The following is a 17,464-nucleotide window of genomic DNA, read 5'->3' on the forward strand; positions in this document are numbered from 1 at the left end:
ATAAAAATAAATTGTCGTTGGCGAGAGTCGATTCTGCTCCCGCTCTTTGTAGCGAATCTCGGACTATTCCGAGTCGGCTCCTTCAACCACATAGGCCACGTCGCCTTCGACCGTCTGAAAGACAGCGCCGTAGCCGTACTGCGCCGCAGGCGTGGTGACGGCGCCGGAGAGCTTCGTGCGCGCGACGGGAGTGCCGGTCGCCGGATCAAGGAACGTAATGTTGCCCTCGTAGTCGCCGAAAGCAAGCGATGTTCCTACGCGGATCGGCGCCGAAGCGGAACGGTAAAGGAAGCTTTCGTTCACCCAAGCCTCACGGCCGTTCTGACGGTTGAAGGCGTGAATGCGGCTCGCATCGTCAACCTCATACACCAGACGGCCGTCTGCCACCGGCCCGGTCACCGCGTCAACCTTGGCATTCCAGACAAGGCGTCCGTTCTGTACATTCATACAAACGACATTGCCTTGGAAAGCGGCTGCGCACATGAGTTCCTGATCAACCCAGGGGCGGCCGACCACGTCAATCAGACGCTCAACTTCTGTGATGCCCTTGGCCTGACCGATGACGGCATCAAAGACGACGCGGCCGTCATTTGGGTTGAGCGCCATAAGCCGACCGTTAGCCTGACCGACGAGAATGCCCGCAGGCGACCATGCCATCTGCGAAAAGGCACGAAGCGTAAGCGCCGGCGCCTGGCCCTGATAGTGCCAGACGCGCTGGCCTGTAATGAGGTCAAAAGCCGTGATGCGGGTGTCCGACGTCTTCACAATGACGCGATTGGCACCCACCAGCGGCGGCACTTCCATGTCCGATGAAAGTTTCGCTTCCCAGGAGAGTTTGCCTTCAGCATCGAACACCTGCACTTTGCCCGTTGATGTGCCCACCGCCACATGACTGCCGTCAGTGCCGACGCCCGCTGTCACATCGCCGTCGGTGGTCGTACGCCAGACGATGCTGCCGGTTTGACGATCCAGACGCACGACCCGATTGGAGCCTGCCGCATAGACCGCCGTGTCCGTCACAGCCGGCGCGAGATTGCGCTCAGCCGCGTCACCCACATTCGTGCGCCAGACGACGCGCGCCAGGTTCGTCTGCTTGAAGTCCGGATAATCGTGCGGATCATGCGTGCTCGAAGACGAGAAGATGCCGCAGCCGGCCAGCGGCAGGACGGCAAGAGCTGCTGCGAGAGCGGTGAAGGAAGACTTATGGGTCATGTGTGCAAGGACCTTGAGATTGGGGACTGCGTTGTCCAACTAAAAAGAGAAAACACATCAGCAAAGGTGCATCGCTTTAGAAGTCGGTTGCGCGCCCTGAATTCTAAAAGAAAGCGCAGCCGCAGGACCTCTCCCGACGGCCGCTTTCATTGCGCTGCGCGGATGCGGCAGCAGGAATCATCCGCCCGCCGAACCGTTCCCGATGACGAGCCGCGCCTGAAACGCCTGGATTCAGCTCGCTGAGGGCAGCGCCGCAAGCTTCAGTTCAAGCACGCGGTTCAGAGGATCCTGCGGATTGAGCGCGGCCTGAGCCTGCGTCCAAGCATCTCGAGCTTTCTGCAAGTCACCCTTAGCCGCCCAAATATCGCCCTGACGGTCGAGCACCAGAACCTTCTGCGCCTCGGCAGGCTTGGCGGCAGCCAGCACCGCAGCCGCCTCGTCGAGCTTGCCTTCGTCAAACAGAACGCCGGCGAGGCGAACGCGAGCCACCGTGTCGTACTCCGGACGGCCGGACTTCTCAATCACCCAATTGAGCTTAGCTTTGGCATCGGCCAGATCGCCCGCATCCGACGCGGACTGTGCAGAAGCAAAAGCCGCCAGCGGCGCATAGAGCGTGGAGCTGTACTCAGAAATCAAACCAGCCGAGAGCGACTGAACGTTCTTGAGGTCATGCGTTGCAACGGCATTCTGCAGCGCAGCATAGATCTGAGAAGCTTTGGCCGCCTGATTGCGCTGCCACCAATTCCAGCCGTTCCAGCCAGCAAAGGCGAGGCAGCACACGCAGACCACGCTCGTTACGGGCGTGCCCCAGCGGTCCCACCAGGCCTTCATTTGGTCAATGCTCTCTTGTTCTTCCAAGTCGTAAGCCATGGCTCAAACCTTTTGTTGAAATTTTTTGAATCTTATAACCAGTACTGAACAGCATCAGCGATGGAGGGCAGCAAGCGCTTCGGCCACCTTGTCGGCAGCTTCCGCCGTCGCTACCAGCGTTTGTTCGGCAAAGGGCGCATGCTCGTGCGCACGCAGCGCCTTGATGCCGACCGTGCCCTGAGCGAGTTCATCCTCGGTGGCAAAAACGGCAAATTCGGCGCCGGAAGCATCAGCCTTTTTCATCTGGCTCTTGATGCTCGCCTCGCCCGGATGCGTCACCACACGAATGCCGCGGTCGCGCATGGTTTCAGCGAGCAGCATGGCCTTGGCCTGTGACTCGCCGCCGTGGTGGAGCACATAGACGTCGGTCTGCGAGGCCTTTGGCACTTGTCCCACTTCACGCATCAGTTCGATAACGCGTTCCATCCCCATGGCAAAACCCACCCCGGGAGCAGGACGGCCGCCGAGCATTTCAACGAGCGGATCGTAACGGCCGCCGCCGCAGATCGTACCCTGAGCGCCGAGCTTATCCGTAATCCACTCAAACACGGTGTGGTTGTAATAATCGAGACCGCGCACCAAACGAGGATTGATCGAGTATTCAATGCCGGCAGAAGACACCAGCTCTTCAAGGCGGCTAAGGAATGCCCGGCTTTCTTCGCCAAGGTAGTCGAGCAGCTTAGGCGCAGCGTCCACGAGCCCCTGCATGTCGGGATTCTTCGTGTCAAGAATGCGCAGCGGATTCGTATAAAGACGACGGAGCGCATCTTCGTCGAGCTGATCCTTATGGGCTTCGAAGTAGGCGATCAGCGCTTCACGGTGCTTTTGACGCTCTTCCTGAGCGCCCAGCGTATTCATTTCGAGCTTCACCGGACCAACGCCAAGCGCCTTCCACATGCGCGCGAGCATCATAATGATTTCGGCATCAATGTCCGGGCCCGCCATGCCGAGCGCTTCAGCGCCGAGCTGATGGAACTGACGGTAGCGGCCGCGCTGCGGGCGTTCATGACGGAACATCGGGCCGCAGTACCAAAGGCGCTGTGTGGTTCCGTAAAGGAGATTGTGTTCATTAACAGCACGAACCACAGCGGAGGTGCATTCCGGACGAAGCGTCAGCTGATCGCCGTTCATGGAGTCGGTGAAGCTGTACATCTCCTTTTCAACGATGTCCGTTACCTCGCCGACGCCGCGGGTAAAAACGCGCGTATTTTCAAGAATCGGCGTACGGATTTCCTGATAACCGTAGGACGACAGCACGTCGACGCAGGTCTTCTGCACGTACTGCCAGATGGGAGCGTCCTGCGGAAGCATGTCATTCATGCCCTTGACGCCGGTGAATTTTTCTTTAGCCATTTGCTCTGTTGCTGCTTGGTATGTCTGAGGCTGCGGCACCGCTGTGCTCTGCCGGCCCCGGATACGCCGTCATTTTATGGATGAACGACGCACCGCTTTGTGAAAATGCTGTGTAAAAGGCAGAGGTCGCCGCTCAGCTCCCCTGCTTCGCGTAGTTTTCGCGGACGAATTTTTCAATGATATCCTGAAACTGCTTGGCAATGTCCGCGCCTTTGAGCACGCCTGCCTTCTCTCCGCGTATGTAGACGGGTGCGACAGGGCTTTCACCCGATCCCGGAAGGCTTACGCCAATATCGGCTTGCCGGCTTTCCCCCGGACCGTTGACGATGCAGCCCATCACCGCCACCTTCATCGCTTCCGAACCCGGGGCAATACGCCGCCACTCCGGCGCCCGCGCCCGCAGAAACTGCTGTGTCTCCTGCGCCAGACGCTGAAAGAGATCCGACGAGGTGCGGCCGCACCCCGGGCAGCTCGTCACGAGCGGCGTGAAACTGCGCAGCTCCATCGACTGCAGGATTTCCTGTGCCACGATCACTTCTTCCGTGCGCGATGCTCCGGGAGCTGGCGTGAGTGAAACCCGGATGGTGTCGCCGATGCCTTCCTCAAGCAGTACGGCCAGTGCAGCCGTTGACGCCACAATGCCTTTGCTGCCGATGCCCGCTTCCGTCAATCCCAAATGGAGCGCCGCCTTCGTGCGGCGCGAGAGGGTCCGGTAAAGCGCAATAAGTTCCTGAACCTCCGAAACCTTGCAGGAAAGGACAAGGCGATTGGCAGGCAGTCCCAGCGACTGCGCAGCCTCTGCGGATTCCACTGCCGAGCGAACCAGTGCCTCACGGAGCACGGCCTGCGGCGACTCCGGGTGTTCGGACTGACGATTTTCATCCATCAGCCGAGCTAAGAGCGCCTGATCAAGCGACCCGCCGTTCACGCCGATGCGCACCGCTGCGCCCGTACGTTTGGCAACCTCGATCATCATCGCGAAGTTCTCTTCGGCCTTGGTGCCTTTGCCGACATTGCCCGGATTGATGCGGTACTTCGATAAGCAGTCAGCACATTCAGGGATTTCCGTGAGGAGTTTGTGCCCGTTGTAATGGAAGTCGCCCACCAGCGGCACATGAATTCCCGCCGCATCGAGTTTTTCGCGGATAGCCACGACCGCCCGCGCCGCATCGGGCGTATTCACCGTGAGCCGCACGAGTTCGCTGCCCGCCTCGGCGAGTTCGGCCGTCTGTCGATAGGACGCCTCTGCATCTGCCGTTGCCGTATTGGTCATCGACTGCACGACTACTGGCCGGCCGCCGCCGATCGTAACGGTCGTCGAACCCCAAATCACATCAACAGGCGTGGTCCAATGACGGTTGAGACCGCAAGCATTCACTGTTGGCATCTCGTTGCTCTTTTTAACTGAAACCGCAGAAATCAGAAAAGGCGCCTTAGCTCGACGTATCGAGCGGCGAGCGCCTTTTTGGACTCTCCGGCATGCCCGAAGGTGCCGGGCGATTATTCGATGGTAAAGCGGGCGATGCCGTTTCGTACGACGCCGTCCAACGGATAAACCTCACCGTCGATCGTGAGCGAGACGACGCCGGCATTGCCTATCGTGAAGCGCGAACCCTTCGGAATCTCATAGGCCTGCACAGACTGCGGACGCATTTCGCTTGCTACTACATTGCGGCCATTGGGTGCGATAACCTGAACCCAGCTGGCCCCAGCTCCCAGACGGAATTCCACCTTGTGGAGCACCGGTGCGGCAGCGGGCGGCTGAGCGGAAGCAGCGGGCGCCGGTTGCGCCGGCGCGGCTGACGCGGTCTGCGCAGCAGGAGCCGGCGCGGCCGACGGTGTCGGCTGAGCTTGCGCTGCGGCGGGAGCTGACGGCTGAGCAGGCTGAGTCTCAGGAGCAGCATCCGAAGGCGCAGCAGCGCTTTCTGCCGGCTCAGCGGCCGGTGTCTTAGTCTCTTTAGCCTCGTTGGCACCGGACTCAACCTTCTGCGCTTCGCTCGAGGTGTGCAGACTGGCAAACTGATCGGTATAGACTGCCCAGATGCCGCCGCCAACAAGCGCCGCCAACACCACGAAGAGCACGGCCTTCAAGGTGCGGTTTTTCGGCGGTTCATGGAAAACCGCTTCCCTAGAGGGAGAACGGTTCGGGAGCTGCCCCACCTCCACGGCAGCGCCGCGGCGCCCGCAGCGCATCATGTAGTCGTCAACCAAAGGCGCCGGATCAATCTTAAGCGCATGCGCATACCCGCGAATGAAAGCACGCACATAGACGGGTTCGGGCAAATTCTCAAGGCGCTCCTCTTCGAGCGCGCGAATCTGTGTCACGGCAAGACGGCACTGTACGGCCATATCGCCCACAGAAATGCCTTCGGCCTCTCGAGCAGCTCGAAGCACCGCACCAAACCCCTTAGGGGCAGCCAACGCTTCCTCACGTACGGGAATAGTCGGTTCTGCCTGCGTCTGGGCAGTTTCGCCCTGCAGCGTGTTGAGACTCGGCTCGAGCTTCTCGGACGCCGAGCCGCTCGAGCGGTCTGCAGCATTTTTTTGCTCTGGGGTCGTGAAATTGCTCTCAGCCATGGATGCGCCTCAATGAAAACGACGGTTTCAAGAATGCTGCGGGCGATACAGAATCACCGCAGCCTCAGCCTTCTGCTGTGCGAGACGTTCCGCTCGACGCGTACGATCGCGCACTTCACCGGCGAGCTGACCGCACGCAGCGTCGATGTCGTCGCCGCGGGTCTTGCGCACCGTTGTCACGTAACCGAGCTCGTTGAGCCGGCGACAGAAGGCGAGCACCTTCTCCCGGTCAGGCTTTTCAAGGTCTGACTGCGGAAAAGGATTGAAGGGAATCAGATTGAACTTGCAAGGCACGTGCTCGCGGCGAACCAAAGCCGCAAGATGATCGGCATCGGCGAGTGAATCGTTGATGCCGCCGAGCATTACGTATTCAAACGTAATAAAGTCGCGCGGAGCCACACGCAGGTAGCGCCGGCAGGCGGCCATCAGATCGTCGAGCGGATGCTTTTTATTGATGGGCATGAGCTTGTCGCGCAGCCCATCATCGGCAGCATGAAGACTTACAGCAAGCGCCACCGGGGCAGCTTCTGCAAGCTTGTCGATCTGGCGCACAAGTCCAGAGGTAGAAACGGTGACGCGGCGGCGTGAAAGGCCGTACCCGTCATCGTCCAAAAAAATCTTGATCGCGGGAATAACCGCATCGAGGTTCTGCAGCGGTTCACCCATACCCATCAGCACGACATTGCTGATGACGCGGTCATTCGGATCCGTGATGCCGCGGTCGCGGCAGAGCTCGCGCTCGGCCGTCCAAAGCTGGCCCACGATTTCCGCTGTAGTGAGATTGCGGTTGAAACCCTGCTTGCCCGTCGAGCAGAAGAGGCACCCCATGGCGCACCCGGCCTGCGAGGAAATGCAGAGTGTCCCGCGGTCATCTTCAGGGATGAAGACGGCTTCAACAGCATTGCCGTTGCCGACGGCAAAAAGCCACTTGCGCGTACCGTCAGAGGACTTCTTTTCGTGAATGACTTCGGGCGGACGAATTTCCGCAAGCTTGAGGAGCTTGGCCCGAAAGGTCTTCGCGAGATCAGTCATCTCGTTAAAGTCGCAGACAAGATGACGATGCACCCAGCGCGTAAGCTGCCGGGCACGAAAAGGCTTCTCGCCGATCGATTCGCACCAGGCCTTAAGACCGGCCGCATCGAAGTCGAGAAGATTGACGCGTGCAGCCGCCTCCGCAGGAGCAGAAGCGGCCTCTTCGCGCTTGTCAGGGTTGACGAGCGTTTCGGACATTAGCGGCTGTGAATCGCAAGCGTCGGGAAGAAGTAGGCGATTTCAACGGCGGCCGTTTCCGGAGCGTCGGAACCGTGAACAGCATTGGCGTCGATGCTTTCAGCGAAATCGGCGCGGATGGTGCCGGCAGCGGCCTTCTTCGGATCCGTGGCGCCCATGAGTTCGCGATTCTTGAGGATGGCGTTTTCGCCTTCGAGAACCTGAATCATGACGGGGCCGGAGGTCATAAACTTGACCAAATCGGCAAAGAAGGGACGTTCGCGATGGACGGCATAGAAGCCTTCGGCTTCAGCCTGGCTCAGCTGGCGCATCTGGGCGGCGACGATCTTGAGACCGTTCGTTTCAAAGCGGGAATAGATCTTGCCGATGACGTTCTTGGCGACGGCGTCCGGCTTGATGATGGAGAGAGTGCGCTCAATAGCCATTTTCTGCTCTTATCGTTTCGTAATGGAAAAATATATGAAACCCCGTGAGGGTTATTCGCGGATGAGACGACGCCCGTTTATGCATTGGTTGGCGCCTATTTCATCAGGCGCGCAATTTTATCACGAGGCTTTGATTTCTCTCGGCTCTTAAACCCCTCAAACTTGCGAGGATGTGTTGCCGTCCGATTCAGGAGCATCCTTCAAGCTCAACACATCTGCGCGCTCGGCGCGTTCGGTCTGAATGAGATTGAGCATCCTGCCGCTTTCCTTCATAAAGGCAGGCGCCAAATCACCGAAATAGAGCCGTACGCGCTCAAACCGCCGAATGAATTCATCGCGGTCACGCGCCTCTATCATTGCGAGCTCCGGCGCAAGACTTTCAACGTAGCCGCGGATGAGCTGCGTATTTCGGGGATTGGCGAGAATAATGTCAGCATAAAGACGCGGATCCTGAGCAAAGAGGCGCCCTACCATTTCCAGTTCCAATCGGTAGATGGGCGACGAGAGCTGTAGGATGACTGACAGATCCGGATTGAGCTTCGAGAGAAACACGCCGTAGGCAAAGGTCGTGAAGTGCCTCAGCGCCTGAATAATGCCCATCGAGCGGTCATGCTCTTCGGCCGAACAAGTCACTACCTTCGCGCCCCAGCGGCGAATCTGCTCTAAAAGCGGTTCGGCCGCTGCAGCATCCCGGCCGGGCGCATAAACGAAGACCTGACCGGCAAAACTCGCCACATCGGGGCCGAACATCGGATGAAGCCCCGCAACCGGTCCGCGGTGCACGCGCATCATCGCCTCAACCGGTCCTGCCTTCACCGACGTCACATCGCAAAGCAGCGCCTCTCGCGGAAGAAGTCCGGTGAGCGCCTCGATGACGCTGATGGTCTTATCAATCGGCACCGATACCACCACCGTACCGGCACCCTTGAGAATCTCCGCTGCCTGTGGCCAATCCCCTTGCTCAAGAATGCGAACCGGCCAGCCCGAGCGCTCGAACGCTCGATGGAGCTGCCGCCCCATGCCGCCCGCGCCGCCCACAATCACAACCGGTTTGTGCTGCGGTGTCTTTGCCGAGTCCGCAGCCTCCGGTTCGGCAGCTTTGACAAGCCGGCCGGCTTCGCGGGCAATGCGTCCGAGAATAATGTCCGCCAGCGCCTCTGACTGTCCGGGTTCGGCCGCTGCGCCGAGGAGGACCAGCCGCTCGCCGATCAGGCGGCGAAGTTCGGCCTCATTGTCATAAAGCGCCTCCGTCGAACCCTCGAGTAATCCAACTGTCGTCATAACCATCCCGCTCTGTTTGGTTCTTTTCTCTAGTGCGTATGCGCCGCACCTAATACGGTTCGAGCAGTTTGCACGATTCTTGACCCGAACGGGCGCCGTTCAGTTGTCTTTGTTTAGAATGCGGCTCGATGCTTGAGTGCAAAGACTCGACACTTGCTCATGAAAAGCTGGCCAAAAAAGTAGAAGAACTAAAACATCAAAAGAACACCAAAAGGAAGGACACGCATGGCAGCCAATCTCACCATCGACAAGATTTTTGCCGACAACCTCGGCACAGCATTTGGCGGCTGTGTGCGAGATCAGTCGCTCAACCTTTTTTCACCGGAAATCGCTCGTTCGGCCGGTGCCAATTGGAATCCTCTGCCCTTTTTCGGCCGCGCTGAGAAAGTGCGTTTTCGCGCCCGCTGGGCAGCCCTTCTGCAGGGCATCGGACTCTGGGCGGCATTGGTCGTCATTCCCGAACTGAAGGCTGATCCCAAGCTCTCGCGCAAGATCACTTCACAGATGGAAGCCTATACGGATGCACTCCTCAAGGCGCCGATCCTTGACCATCTGTCGCCCGACGAAATCCGTGATTACACATTGCTTCGCCAGCGCTTCATGCGTCTTGGCGCAGCGGCAAGCACCGTCCCTGACAAGGATGCTTTTGCGCGCGCATTTCTTTCAGCACTGACCGGCAAAGCGCCCAACGAAGCTGCGCCGGCACGCGTTTCAGCCATGGCTCTGCACGTCGGTCTTGCCTACGGTCTTTTTGCAAAGCTCGCCGAGATCTCCCGCAACGAACCGCTCTCCTACCAGCGAGATCCGAAGAAGCGCTGAAACGACCCGTATAAAAAATCGGCAGACATCCATTCAGGTGCCTGCCGATTTTCATTCGAGCGGAAATGATTCCCGATGGATTAGCCTTCTGATCCGTCGGTCAGCGTCATCTTGACATTATCTTCATGCTGCGCGGCGATTCGCGCCTCGATTCGTTCGGCTTCTTCATCGAGCTTCTCAGGCTTTGGCCCCGGTTCGAGCACTGCGATCGATTCAACGTGTCCCGTATGCGGGAACATATTCATGATGCCGGCCGCACGAATGTGCCAGCCGCCTTCATGCTGCAAAATTGCGCAGTCACGTGCAAGCGTAGCCGGATTGCAGGAAACGTAGACCACGCGGGCCGGACGTTTTTCAGTTGCTGCCAACACGCGGGCCAGCGCCAAGGCGCCTTCGCGCGGCGGATCGATCAGCACGCGGTCGATGCCGCCCATGGTCTGCCAGAGCTCTTCCCAGTCCTGTTCGCTCCACGTAAAAAGATTCCGCGCACGGAAGGTTGTTTTCTCAGCCAATCCGTTTTCAGCTGCCCCTTGACGAGCGCGGGCGACCAAGCCTTCGGATCCCTCAATACCGATCACCCGCTGGGAGCAGCGGGCGAGCGGCAGCGTAAAGTTGCCCAGGCCGCAGAAGAAATCGGCCACCTTGTGATCCGGCTCGAGTCCCAGGAGACGCACTGCGCGGCCGACCATCGTTTCGTTGAGCGCATGGTTGACCTGCGTGAAGTCTGTGGGCTTAAAAGCGATGCGTACACCGAATTCCGTCAATTCCAGCCCGAGCTTTTTTTCATCCTCCGGATTGACCGCATGAGCGGTTTCCGGTCCTTTTGGCTGAAGCCAAATATCCGCGCCGTGTGCTCGGCCAAAAGCCAGCAGCTTTTCCATATCCTCGGGCGACACCGGATCCAGATGACGGAAAACGAGCGCTGTGCGGCCGTCGCCGCCGACAGCGACTTCTATTTGAGGCATCCGCTGGCGCATATCGAGCACAGAGATCAGCTCACGAAGCGGATCAATCATGTCGGAAACGTTCTGCGTCAGAATCGGGCAGGCATGCATATCGCACACATAACTCGAAGCCTTTTCGTGGAATCCCACCAAAACACCGCCCTTTTTGGCAACATCTCGAACCGTCAGGCGTGCACGATGGCGGTAATTCCAAAAAGGTCCGCGAATGGGCGGCAGAACGTTTTCCGGTTTGACCTTGCCAATGTGCCAGAGCGTGTCCATCAGAATGCGCTCCTTGAAGGCCACCTGCGCATTGGGTTCAATATGCTGCATCGTGCAGCCGCCGCAGGATCCCGGCCCGAAACCGAACTTGGGGCAGCGGGGAGCGACGCGCGCCCAGCTTTGCGTGAGCACCGCCGATGTGCGGCCGATATCAAAACTCGATTTCGAACGCAGACGCTCATAGGTCACGCGTTCGCCGGGAAGCGCCCCCTGAATAAAGACCACCTTGCCGTCAAGATGCGCTATGCCGCGTCCTTCCTGATCAAGACGCTCCACGTCGACAGTGAAGTATTCGGGCGTCCGTTCTTTTGAGCGTCCTCTGCGGCCCATGATGATCTCCTAAGAAAAACTGTTTGGGGTCTGATTTGTATTGGTATTAACCGGTCCGGGAACTTTGCGCCGGCCGACCGCCTTGACCCGATGAATAAAAAAGAAGAAAGGCGCCGTTCAGCTTGCTTGAGCCGACGGCGCCTCGGGTCTTGGTGCAGCGCCCTTTCAAAGCGCTGCTTCCCGGCGGGATGAGGAATTTACCGCAAAGGGGCGCTTAGTTGCGCAGCGGCGGCAGGAATTTCATCGGATCGACGGGTTGTCCTCTGTCGCGCACTTCAAAGCGCAGCATCGGACGTTCGGCCTCTGTATTGCCGCTTTCAGCAATCTTCTGTCCGGCCTTCACTTTGTCACCCGTCTGAACGACGATCTTCGAATTGTGTCCGTAGGCGGTCACCAGCGTCGGCGTGTGGCGCACGATCACCAGCTGACCATATCCCTTGACACCTGATCCCACGAAGATCACCTCGCCTGCGCCGGCGCTCACCACAACGCTGCCCGCAGCAGCGCCAATGTCGAGCCCCTTGCCGTTCTTCGCAAAATCCGAGAGTACTGTCCCGCGCACGGGCCAAATCATGCGAGTGCCGGGAACGACTGCCGCGGCCGGCTTTTCTGCGGCTTTTGCTGCCGGGGCCGGTTCGGCCGCAGGCGCGGCTGCCGCTGACGTCGGAGCAGTCGGAGTCGGCACTGAGCCGGTACTCGTCCGATCGCCGGACGAGCTGCTGCCGGCGGCCGGCGAAACGGCTGCGGCCTCAATCGGAGCGACATGCTCGATACGGTTGACGCGCACGCCTTCAGGCATCGTCACCTCACGCGGCGCGGCCGTTGATTCCGGAATATGAAGCACACGGCCGATAGCGAGCTGCGTCGGATCCGTGACGGCATTGAGCTGCATCAGTGCCGAAGGCGTCACACCGTAACGCACGGAAATGTTGTAGATGGTATCGCCGACCGTCACCGTATGCGTACGGCCGGAATCGCGCACGTCGCCGAGCGGCGCAAAGCTCGAGCTCTGCGAACCGGCAGTGGTGTGTTCGCCGCTCGTAGGCACTGACCGATCAACGATGGGAACGTCTCCGAGGGGCAGCGACGAGCAGCCCCCAAGGAGTACGGCAGCACCGACGGCCATGCCGCATGCGCGAAGAGGAAACGCCTTCATCTTAAAAACTCCTTGCACTCACATCAAAGGTCTGCCTGTGCAGCAAATGCACCGCCTACCCAACGGCTGGCCGCCTCTACCTGCTTAAAGCTGGTGAGGTCAACCTGCAGCGGCGTCACGGAAACATAACCGTGCGACGTTGCCCAGAAATCAGTTCCTTCTGCGGCGTCAATCGGTTTGCCGGCTGCGCCGAGCCAATAGATTGGAAATCCGCGCGGACTCATTTCAGCGATAACCGGCTCTGCACTCGAGCGCCGGCCGAGGCGAGTGCCGAGAATGCCGCGAAGTGACTCAAACGGCATGTTCGGAATATTAACGTTGAGCAGCACGGGTTCGTCTGCCGTCTTGCCCGCTTCAATCTCTGCATCCCTGCGTTCGATGAAGCGCTCGACCACGGCCGAGGCAACCTTTGCCGCACTCTCAAGCTCTGCCCAGCCTTTGTCAATCTGCGAAAAGGCAATGGATGGAACGCCGAAGAGATAGCCTTCAATCGCCGCAGCAACCGTTCCCGAATACATCGTGTCGTCACCCATATTGGCGCCGCAGTTGATGCCGGAAACGACTAAATCCGGTTTTTCATCGAGCAGCCCCGTCAGCGCCACATGCACGCAGTCTGAGGGCGTCCCGGAAAGCACATAGAGATCTGTTCCCTGCATGTGCTCAACGGTAAGCGGTCGATTAAGCGTCAATGAGTTGGAAGCGCCGGAATGATTGTGGTCGGGCGCCACGATCGTAACGCGCCCAAAACGGCGCATTGCGCGCGCCAAGGCTTCAATGCCGGGGGCGCGGTAGCCGTCGTCGTTAGAGATGAGAATGTTCATGCAGGTCAAAAAAGCAGCCGGCGCCCGACTGAGCGATGGGTTTATCGCTCAGCGCACGGGCGCAACAGCGGACACAGCGGACTTTGGAATTTTTGGATTGTAGCCCACTGCCGCAGTCGATCTTGGTCTGAGCGTGCGGCTGAAGTTTTTCTTTGCAGAAATCTGCTGCAAGCCCCCTATGCCGCTGCCGCCCGCAGCTTTCTCAAACGCTTTCGTCGTCAAAAATCCGCGACTTCGGGAAGACCATCGAAAAGGTCGAACCTTTGCCGGGCGTTGATTCAATTTTGAGCTGTCCCCCGGCGCTGCGGCAGACATGCTTGACAATGGCAAGCCCCAGTCCTGTGCCGCCGGTGCTTCTGGAGCGCCCCTTATCGACGCGGTAAAAGCGCTCGGTAAGCCGCGGAATGTGCTTTTCCTCAATGCCGATGCCCGTATCCTTCACGGAGAGCACAGCACCGCTCGATGTGCGGAACCACCGCACATCAATGCGGCCGCCTTCAGGCGTGTAACGCACGGCATTGGAAACGAGATTCATCGCGGCGCTGCGAATATCAGAGGGCTCGCCGACGAGCGACGCACGGCAGGCTTCCAAAGTGATCACATGGCGGCCGAGTGAAAGCGCCCGTCCCTCGTTGACCACATCTTCGAGAAGCTTCGTCATGCTAATGACTTCGGCATCATCGCTGTCGGTTTCGTCGCGATTTTCAAGTCCCGAAAGAAGCAGCAGATCGTCCAGAAGCGACTGCATGCGTCTGGCCTGATCAAGCATCAGTTCGCGGTGCTTTTGCATGACGTTTGCGGGCACTTTTCCCTGAGACTCAATATCCAGAAATCCGCTGATGACGGTGAGCGGCGTACGCAGTTCATGTGAAACATTGGCGACAAAGTCGCGGCGCATTTCATCAATGCGCAGACGTTCAGTCACGTCATGCGTGACGATCATCATGTGGCGAGAGTCCGGCGCCACCACAGAGACGTCAAGATCCAGACCCGCCTTCGAGGTGTAATTGCAGCGCCCGGCAAAATTGCGCTCAAAGAGCCAGTGACGCAAACGTTCATCGGTGACGACATCGAAAAACGACCGGCCGATCATCTCCGGCGCAATACCGAAGTGTTCGGCGCCGCGAGCATTCACCCAGTCGATACGCCAGCCTTCGCCGAGAATAGCAACCCCTTCGGGCAGCAAGGCAAGGGTTTTTCGATAACGAACGTCGCGGTCGCGGATGCGCTTGGCCTTCTTTTCATCTTCACGCACAAGCGCCAGCCACAAGCGAACGGAAAGAATGAATATGCCGACCGTGCCGACGACCCACATCCAGAAGATCACGGCGCGGGAGACGTCGTTCATCCAGACAACCATCATGAAGACAAAGAGGAAGACAAACGCCGCAGCAAGCCATGCACTCTGACGGCGCAGCCGCGCTATGCGTTCCTCGGGCCCATTGGGGTCAGCAGGGCGCACGCCGGAGCCGTTTCCAGTTCCGCCGACAGCACTCTCCGGTGCCGGCAGGTCGCCCGCTTCATAAGCCTCTTTAAGAGGCGTCTCATAGGTTTTGGCAGCGCTCTTCGCCTCTTCGGCTTTAGGCGCGGCAATGCCGCCCAGCGCGTCTTCAGTCTTTTCTGCCATTGAATAAACCCTCCTGCTATTCGCTGGCAGGAGTGTTCAGTGCCGTCTGCGGATCACGAAATCGATAGCCCACGCCGCGCACGGTTTCGATCATGTCTTCTGCGGCGCTTCCGGCCAAAGCTTTTCTCAAACGCAGCATGTGCACGTCCACCGTGCGTTCGTCAACAAAAGCGCTCTGCCACACTGCATCAAGCAGATTTGCACGCGAAAAGACGCGCCCAGGCTTGGCCGCAAAAAGGGAGAGGAGCTTAAATTCTTTGGCAGAAAGCTTGAGCGGTTTGCCTGCAGCTGTCGCCTCAAAACGCGCTTCGTTGAGTTTTAACGGTCCGCAGACAATCACACGCTCTTCGTCGGCCGTGCTGGCCGTCTCCTCCGAGGGCATCGGACTCAGGCGGCCGGCAATGACAGCCGCACCACGGCGGCGAAGCACCGCACGCACTCGAGCAGTCAGCTCTCGCGGCAAAAAGGGCTTCACCACATAATCGTCCGCGCCGGCATCCAGACCCGCCACACGATCCGACTCATTGCCGCGGGCCGTGAGAATGATGACCGGCACATCGGCCGTCTTGGTGTCTAAGCGCAGCTCTCGAAGCCACTCTTCACCTGGACGATCCGGGAGCATACGATCGAGCAGAATCAAATCGGGACGCTCGGCGGCGAGCGCCGAGCGAGCCTCGGCAATGCTCCCTGCACGGGTCGTGCGAAAGCCTTCGGCTTCGCAGACAAAAACGATGAGCTCCTGAATAGCGAGCTCGTCCTCAACGATAAGCAGCAGCGGCGCGGACATGTCTGGTGAAGTATTCCGACGAGTTTGTGATGCGTCAGATTGTACTTTCCGTGACTGTCCGCGACTTGCTCTGCGTGCATTTTCTGCATCGGAGCGCTGCATTGCCGGAACTTCCTGCCCAGAGGTTTTGGACATTTCGAAATGTTTTCAGTTTTGCTGAGGCTGAGTTTTCCCAGCGTGACGAATGTCCACGCCTTCTGTCATGAAAACTACAGTCTCACCGACGTTTTGCATATGCGCGGCCACGCGTTCAAGCGAGCGGTTAATACGGATGAATTCCAATCCGTCAGCGAGCTTGAGCTCTCCGGTCTTCAGGCGCTCCACCGTGTCGCTGAGCGCTTCATCGACTTCTGCGGACACAATCGTGCGCCGAGCGACCAACGCTCGTGCACGCTCCGGATCAAGCAGACGTACGCAGGCAATCATGTCGTCGCCCATTACGCGCAAGAGCGCGTGCAGACTAAAGAGCGTCGAGACATTGGCCAGAGCGGGCTCAGACAAAGGCTTGACGAGCTCGCTGAGCTTGCGGACACCCTTGGCGGCATTGCGGATTTCGTCGCCCATGCGCTCAAAGTCAGTCGTCATGCGGTAGTAGCCGAGGAGCAGACGCAGGTCCACCGCCTGAGGCTGACGCCGAGAAATGATGGTTTCCAGATAATCGTCGAGTTCAGCTTCCCAGGAATTGATGACATGATCTTCCGCCATCACTTTGGCGGCTTCATCTGCATTCAGATTCACGAGCGCATCGCCCAATCTGCCGAGCTGCTCCTCGACAGCGCTGGCCATCTTAACAACGTTGTTGTTGAGTTCTTCGAGCTCAGCGTCAAAGCGCTTCACCGTATGTGCCTTGGTTTCCATTTGGTTGTCTTCCCAGTTGGTTGAGTTCTTGGTCAAACTTCCATAACGATCAGCCGAAACGGCCGGTGATGAAGTCTTCCGTCGCTTTCTTTTGAGGATGCGTGAAGATCGTTTTCGTGTCGCCAAACTCAATCAGCTCGCCCAGATACATGAATGCGGTGTACTCGGAAATGCGAGCAGCCTGCTGCATGCTGTGACTGACGATAACGACCGTGTAGTCTTTCTTGAGTTCGTCAATCAGCTCTTCAATGCGGGCGGTGGCAATCGGGTCAAGCGCCGAGCAAGGTTCGTCAAGCAGCAGTACCTCAGGCTTCACGGCGATGCCGCGAGCAATGCACAGACGCTGCTGCTGGCCGCCGGAGAGCGAGGTGCCGGGCTGAGTGAGCTTATCCTTCACATCGTCCCAGAGCGCCGCCTTGCGCAGCGCCCATTCAACGCGCTCATCCAGATCGGCTTTGGCGATCTTTTCGCGCAGACGCACACCGTACGCCACGTTGTCGTAAATCGACATGGGGAACGGCGTCGGACGCTGAAAAACCATGCCCACGCGGCTGCGCAGCGCCGTCACGTCGATCGAAGGATCCAGAATTTCAAGATCACCCATGCGGATGGAGCCTTCGGCTCGCTGCTCCGGATACAGATCCTGCATACGGTTCAAACTCCGCAGAAGCGTCGATTTGCCGCAGCCGGACGGTCCGATGAAGGCCGTTACGCACCCCTTGGGAATGGGCAGCGAAACGTTCTTCAGCGCGTGAAAGTTGCCGTAGTAGACGTTAAGGTCGGAGATCAGGATCTTGGGTTCGGGCATTTCACGAACGGCAAGCTGATCGAGATGTTCGGGATGAATCAAAGGCATTTGAAGCTCTTCAATATGTTCTGTTCACTGGAGGAT

General features: G+C 58.7%; 16 protein-coding genes. 1 reads left to right on the forward strand and 15 read right to left on the reverse strand.

Going from position 1 to position 17,464, the window contains the following annotated elements:
• Positions 1-63: 63 nt before the first annotated feature.
• The 8 genes from bamB to tyrA all read right to left on the reverse strand — a co-directional run bounded on the left by bamB (position 64) and on the right by tyrA (position 8,948).
• Entirely contained in the window at positions 64-1,212 is a 1,149-nt protein-coding gene (bamB, locus tag DES29_RS03430; RefSeq protein WP_005430540.1) for an outer membrane protein assembly factor BamB, read from the reverse strand.
• 231 nt (positions 1,213-1,443) lie between these two features.
• Positions 1,444-2,082 carry a YfgM family protein gene (locus DES29_RS03435; RefSeq protein ID WP_016475024.1) on the reverse strand — a complete coding sequence of 213 codons (639 nt, stop codon included), beginning with the start codon at positions 2,080-2,082 and terminating at the stop codon, positions 1,444-1,446.
• A 54-nt stretch (positions 2,083-2,136) separates the two neighbouring features.
• A complete protein-coding gene (gene hisS / locus DES29_RS03440; protein WP_016475385.1) occupies positions 2,137-3,435 on the reverse strand; it encodes a histidine--tRNA ligase in 1,299 nt (432 codons plus the stop codon).
• A 133-nt stretch (positions 3,436-3,568) separates the two neighbouring features.
• The gene (gene ispG, locus DES29_RS03445) at positions 3,569-4,822 is read right to left on the reverse strand and encodes a flavodoxin-dependent (E)-4-hydroxy-3-methylbut-2-enyl-diphosphate synthase (RefSeq protein WP_021995442.1); all 1,254 of its coding nucleotides are present in this window, start codon (positions 4,820-4,822) and stop codon (positions 3,569-3,571) included.
• 113 nt (positions 4,823-4,935) lie between these two features.
• Complete coding sequence (locus DES29_RS03450) at positions 4,936-6,012, reverse strand: helix-turn-helix domain-containing protein (protein ID WP_113854439.1); 1,077 nt, start codon at positions 6,010-6,012, stop codon at positions 4,936-4,938.
• A gap of 27 nt (positions 6,013-6,039) precedes the next feature.
• The gene (rlmN, locus tag DES29_RS03455) at positions 6,040-7,242 is read right to left on the reverse strand and encodes a dual-specificity RNA methyltransferase RlmN (RefSeq protein WP_021994599.1); all 1,203 of its coding nucleotides are present in this window, start codon (positions 7,240-7,242) and stop codon (positions 6,040-6,042) included.
• Entirely contained in the window at positions 7,242-7,667 is a 426-nt protein-coding gene (gene ndk, locus DES29_RS03460) for a nucleoside-diphosphate kinase (RefSeq protein ID WP_005430548.1), read from the reverse strand. The genes rlmN and ndk overlap by 1 nt, the downstream gene beginning before the upstream one ends.
• A gap of 156 nt (positions 7,668-7,823) precedes the next feature.
• A complete protein-coding gene (tyrA, locus tag DES29_RS03465; protein WP_021994600.1) occupies positions 7,824-8,948 on the reverse strand; it encodes a bifunctional chorismate mutase/prephenate dehydrogenase in 1,125 nt (374 codons plus the stop codon).
• Positions 8,949-9,173: 225 nt separating this feature from the next.
• On the opposite strand from tyrA, the gene DES29_RS03470 reads away from it, so the two are divergent.
• Positions 9,174-9,767 (forward strand): hypothetical protein, encoded by a 594-nt coding sequence (locus DES29_RS03470; RefSeq protein WP_016475388.1) that lies wholly within the window; start codon positions 9,174-9,176, stop codon positions 9,765-9,767.
• 80 nt (positions 9,768-9,847) lie between these two features.
• Here the strand turns inward: DES29_RS03470 and rlmD are convergent, their stop codons facing one another.
• The 7 genes from rlmD to pstB form a co-directional block, all read right to left on the reverse strand.
• Entirely contained in the window at positions 9,848-11,323 is a 1,476-nt protein-coding gene (gene rlmD / locus DES29_RS03475) for a 23S rRNA (uracil(1939)-C(5))-methyltransferase RlmD (RefSeq protein ID WP_005430553.1), read from the reverse strand.
• A gap of 214 nt (positions 11,324-11,537) precedes the next feature.
• The gene (locus DES29_RS03480; RefSeq protein ID WP_046445961.1) at positions 11,538-12,479 is read right to left on the reverse strand and encodes a M23 family metallopeptidase; all 942 of its coding nucleotides are present in this window, start codon (positions 12,477-12,479) and stop codon (positions 11,538-11,540) included.
• A gap of 23 nt (positions 12,480-12,502) precedes the next feature.
• Positions 12,503-13,300, reverse strand: coding sequence for a 5'/3'-nucleotidase SurE (gene surE, locus DES29_RS03485; protein WP_005430557.1), 798 nt, complete (start codon positions 13,298-13,300; stop codon positions 12,503-12,505).
• A gap of 202 nt (positions 13,301-13,502) precedes the next feature.
• The gene (gene phoR, locus DES29_RS03490) at positions 13,503-14,927 is read right to left on the reverse strand and encodes a phosphate regulon sensor histidine kinase PhoR (protein WP_005430558.1); all 1,425 of its coding nucleotides are present in this window, start codon (positions 14,925-14,927) and stop codon (positions 13,503-13,505) included.
• A gap of 16 nt (positions 14,928-14,943) precedes the next feature.
• On the reverse strand, positions 14,944-15,714 hold the full coding sequence (locus DES29_RS03495; protein WP_113854440.1) for a winged helix-turn-helix domain-containing protein: 771 nt from the start codon (positions 15,712-15,714) through the stop codon (positions 14,944-14,946).
• 147 nt (positions 15,715-15,861) lie between these two features.
• The gene (gene phoU, locus DES29_RS03500; protein ID WP_005430564.1) at positions 15,862-16,572 is read right to left on the reverse strand and encodes a phosphate signaling complex protein PhoU; all 711 of its coding nucleotides are present in this window, start codon (positions 16,570-16,572) and stop codon (positions 15,862-15,864) included.
• A gap of 49 nt (positions 16,573-16,621) precedes the next feature.
• The gene (gene pstB, locus DES29_RS03505; RefSeq protein ID WP_005430566.1) at positions 16,622-17,428 is read right to left on the reverse strand and encodes a phosphate ABC transporter ATP-binding protein PstB; all 807 of its coding nucleotides are present in this window, start codon (positions 17,426-17,428) and stop codon (positions 16,622-16,624) included.
• Between the last annotated feature and the right edge of the window lie 36 nt (positions 17,429-17,464).

Origin of the sequence: Sutterella wadsworthensis, assembly GCF_003315195.1 — a bacterium.
Taxonomy (GTDB): Bacteria; Pseudomonadota; Gammaproteobacteria; order Burkholderiales; family Burkholderiaceae_F; genus Sutterella; species Sutterella wadsworthensis.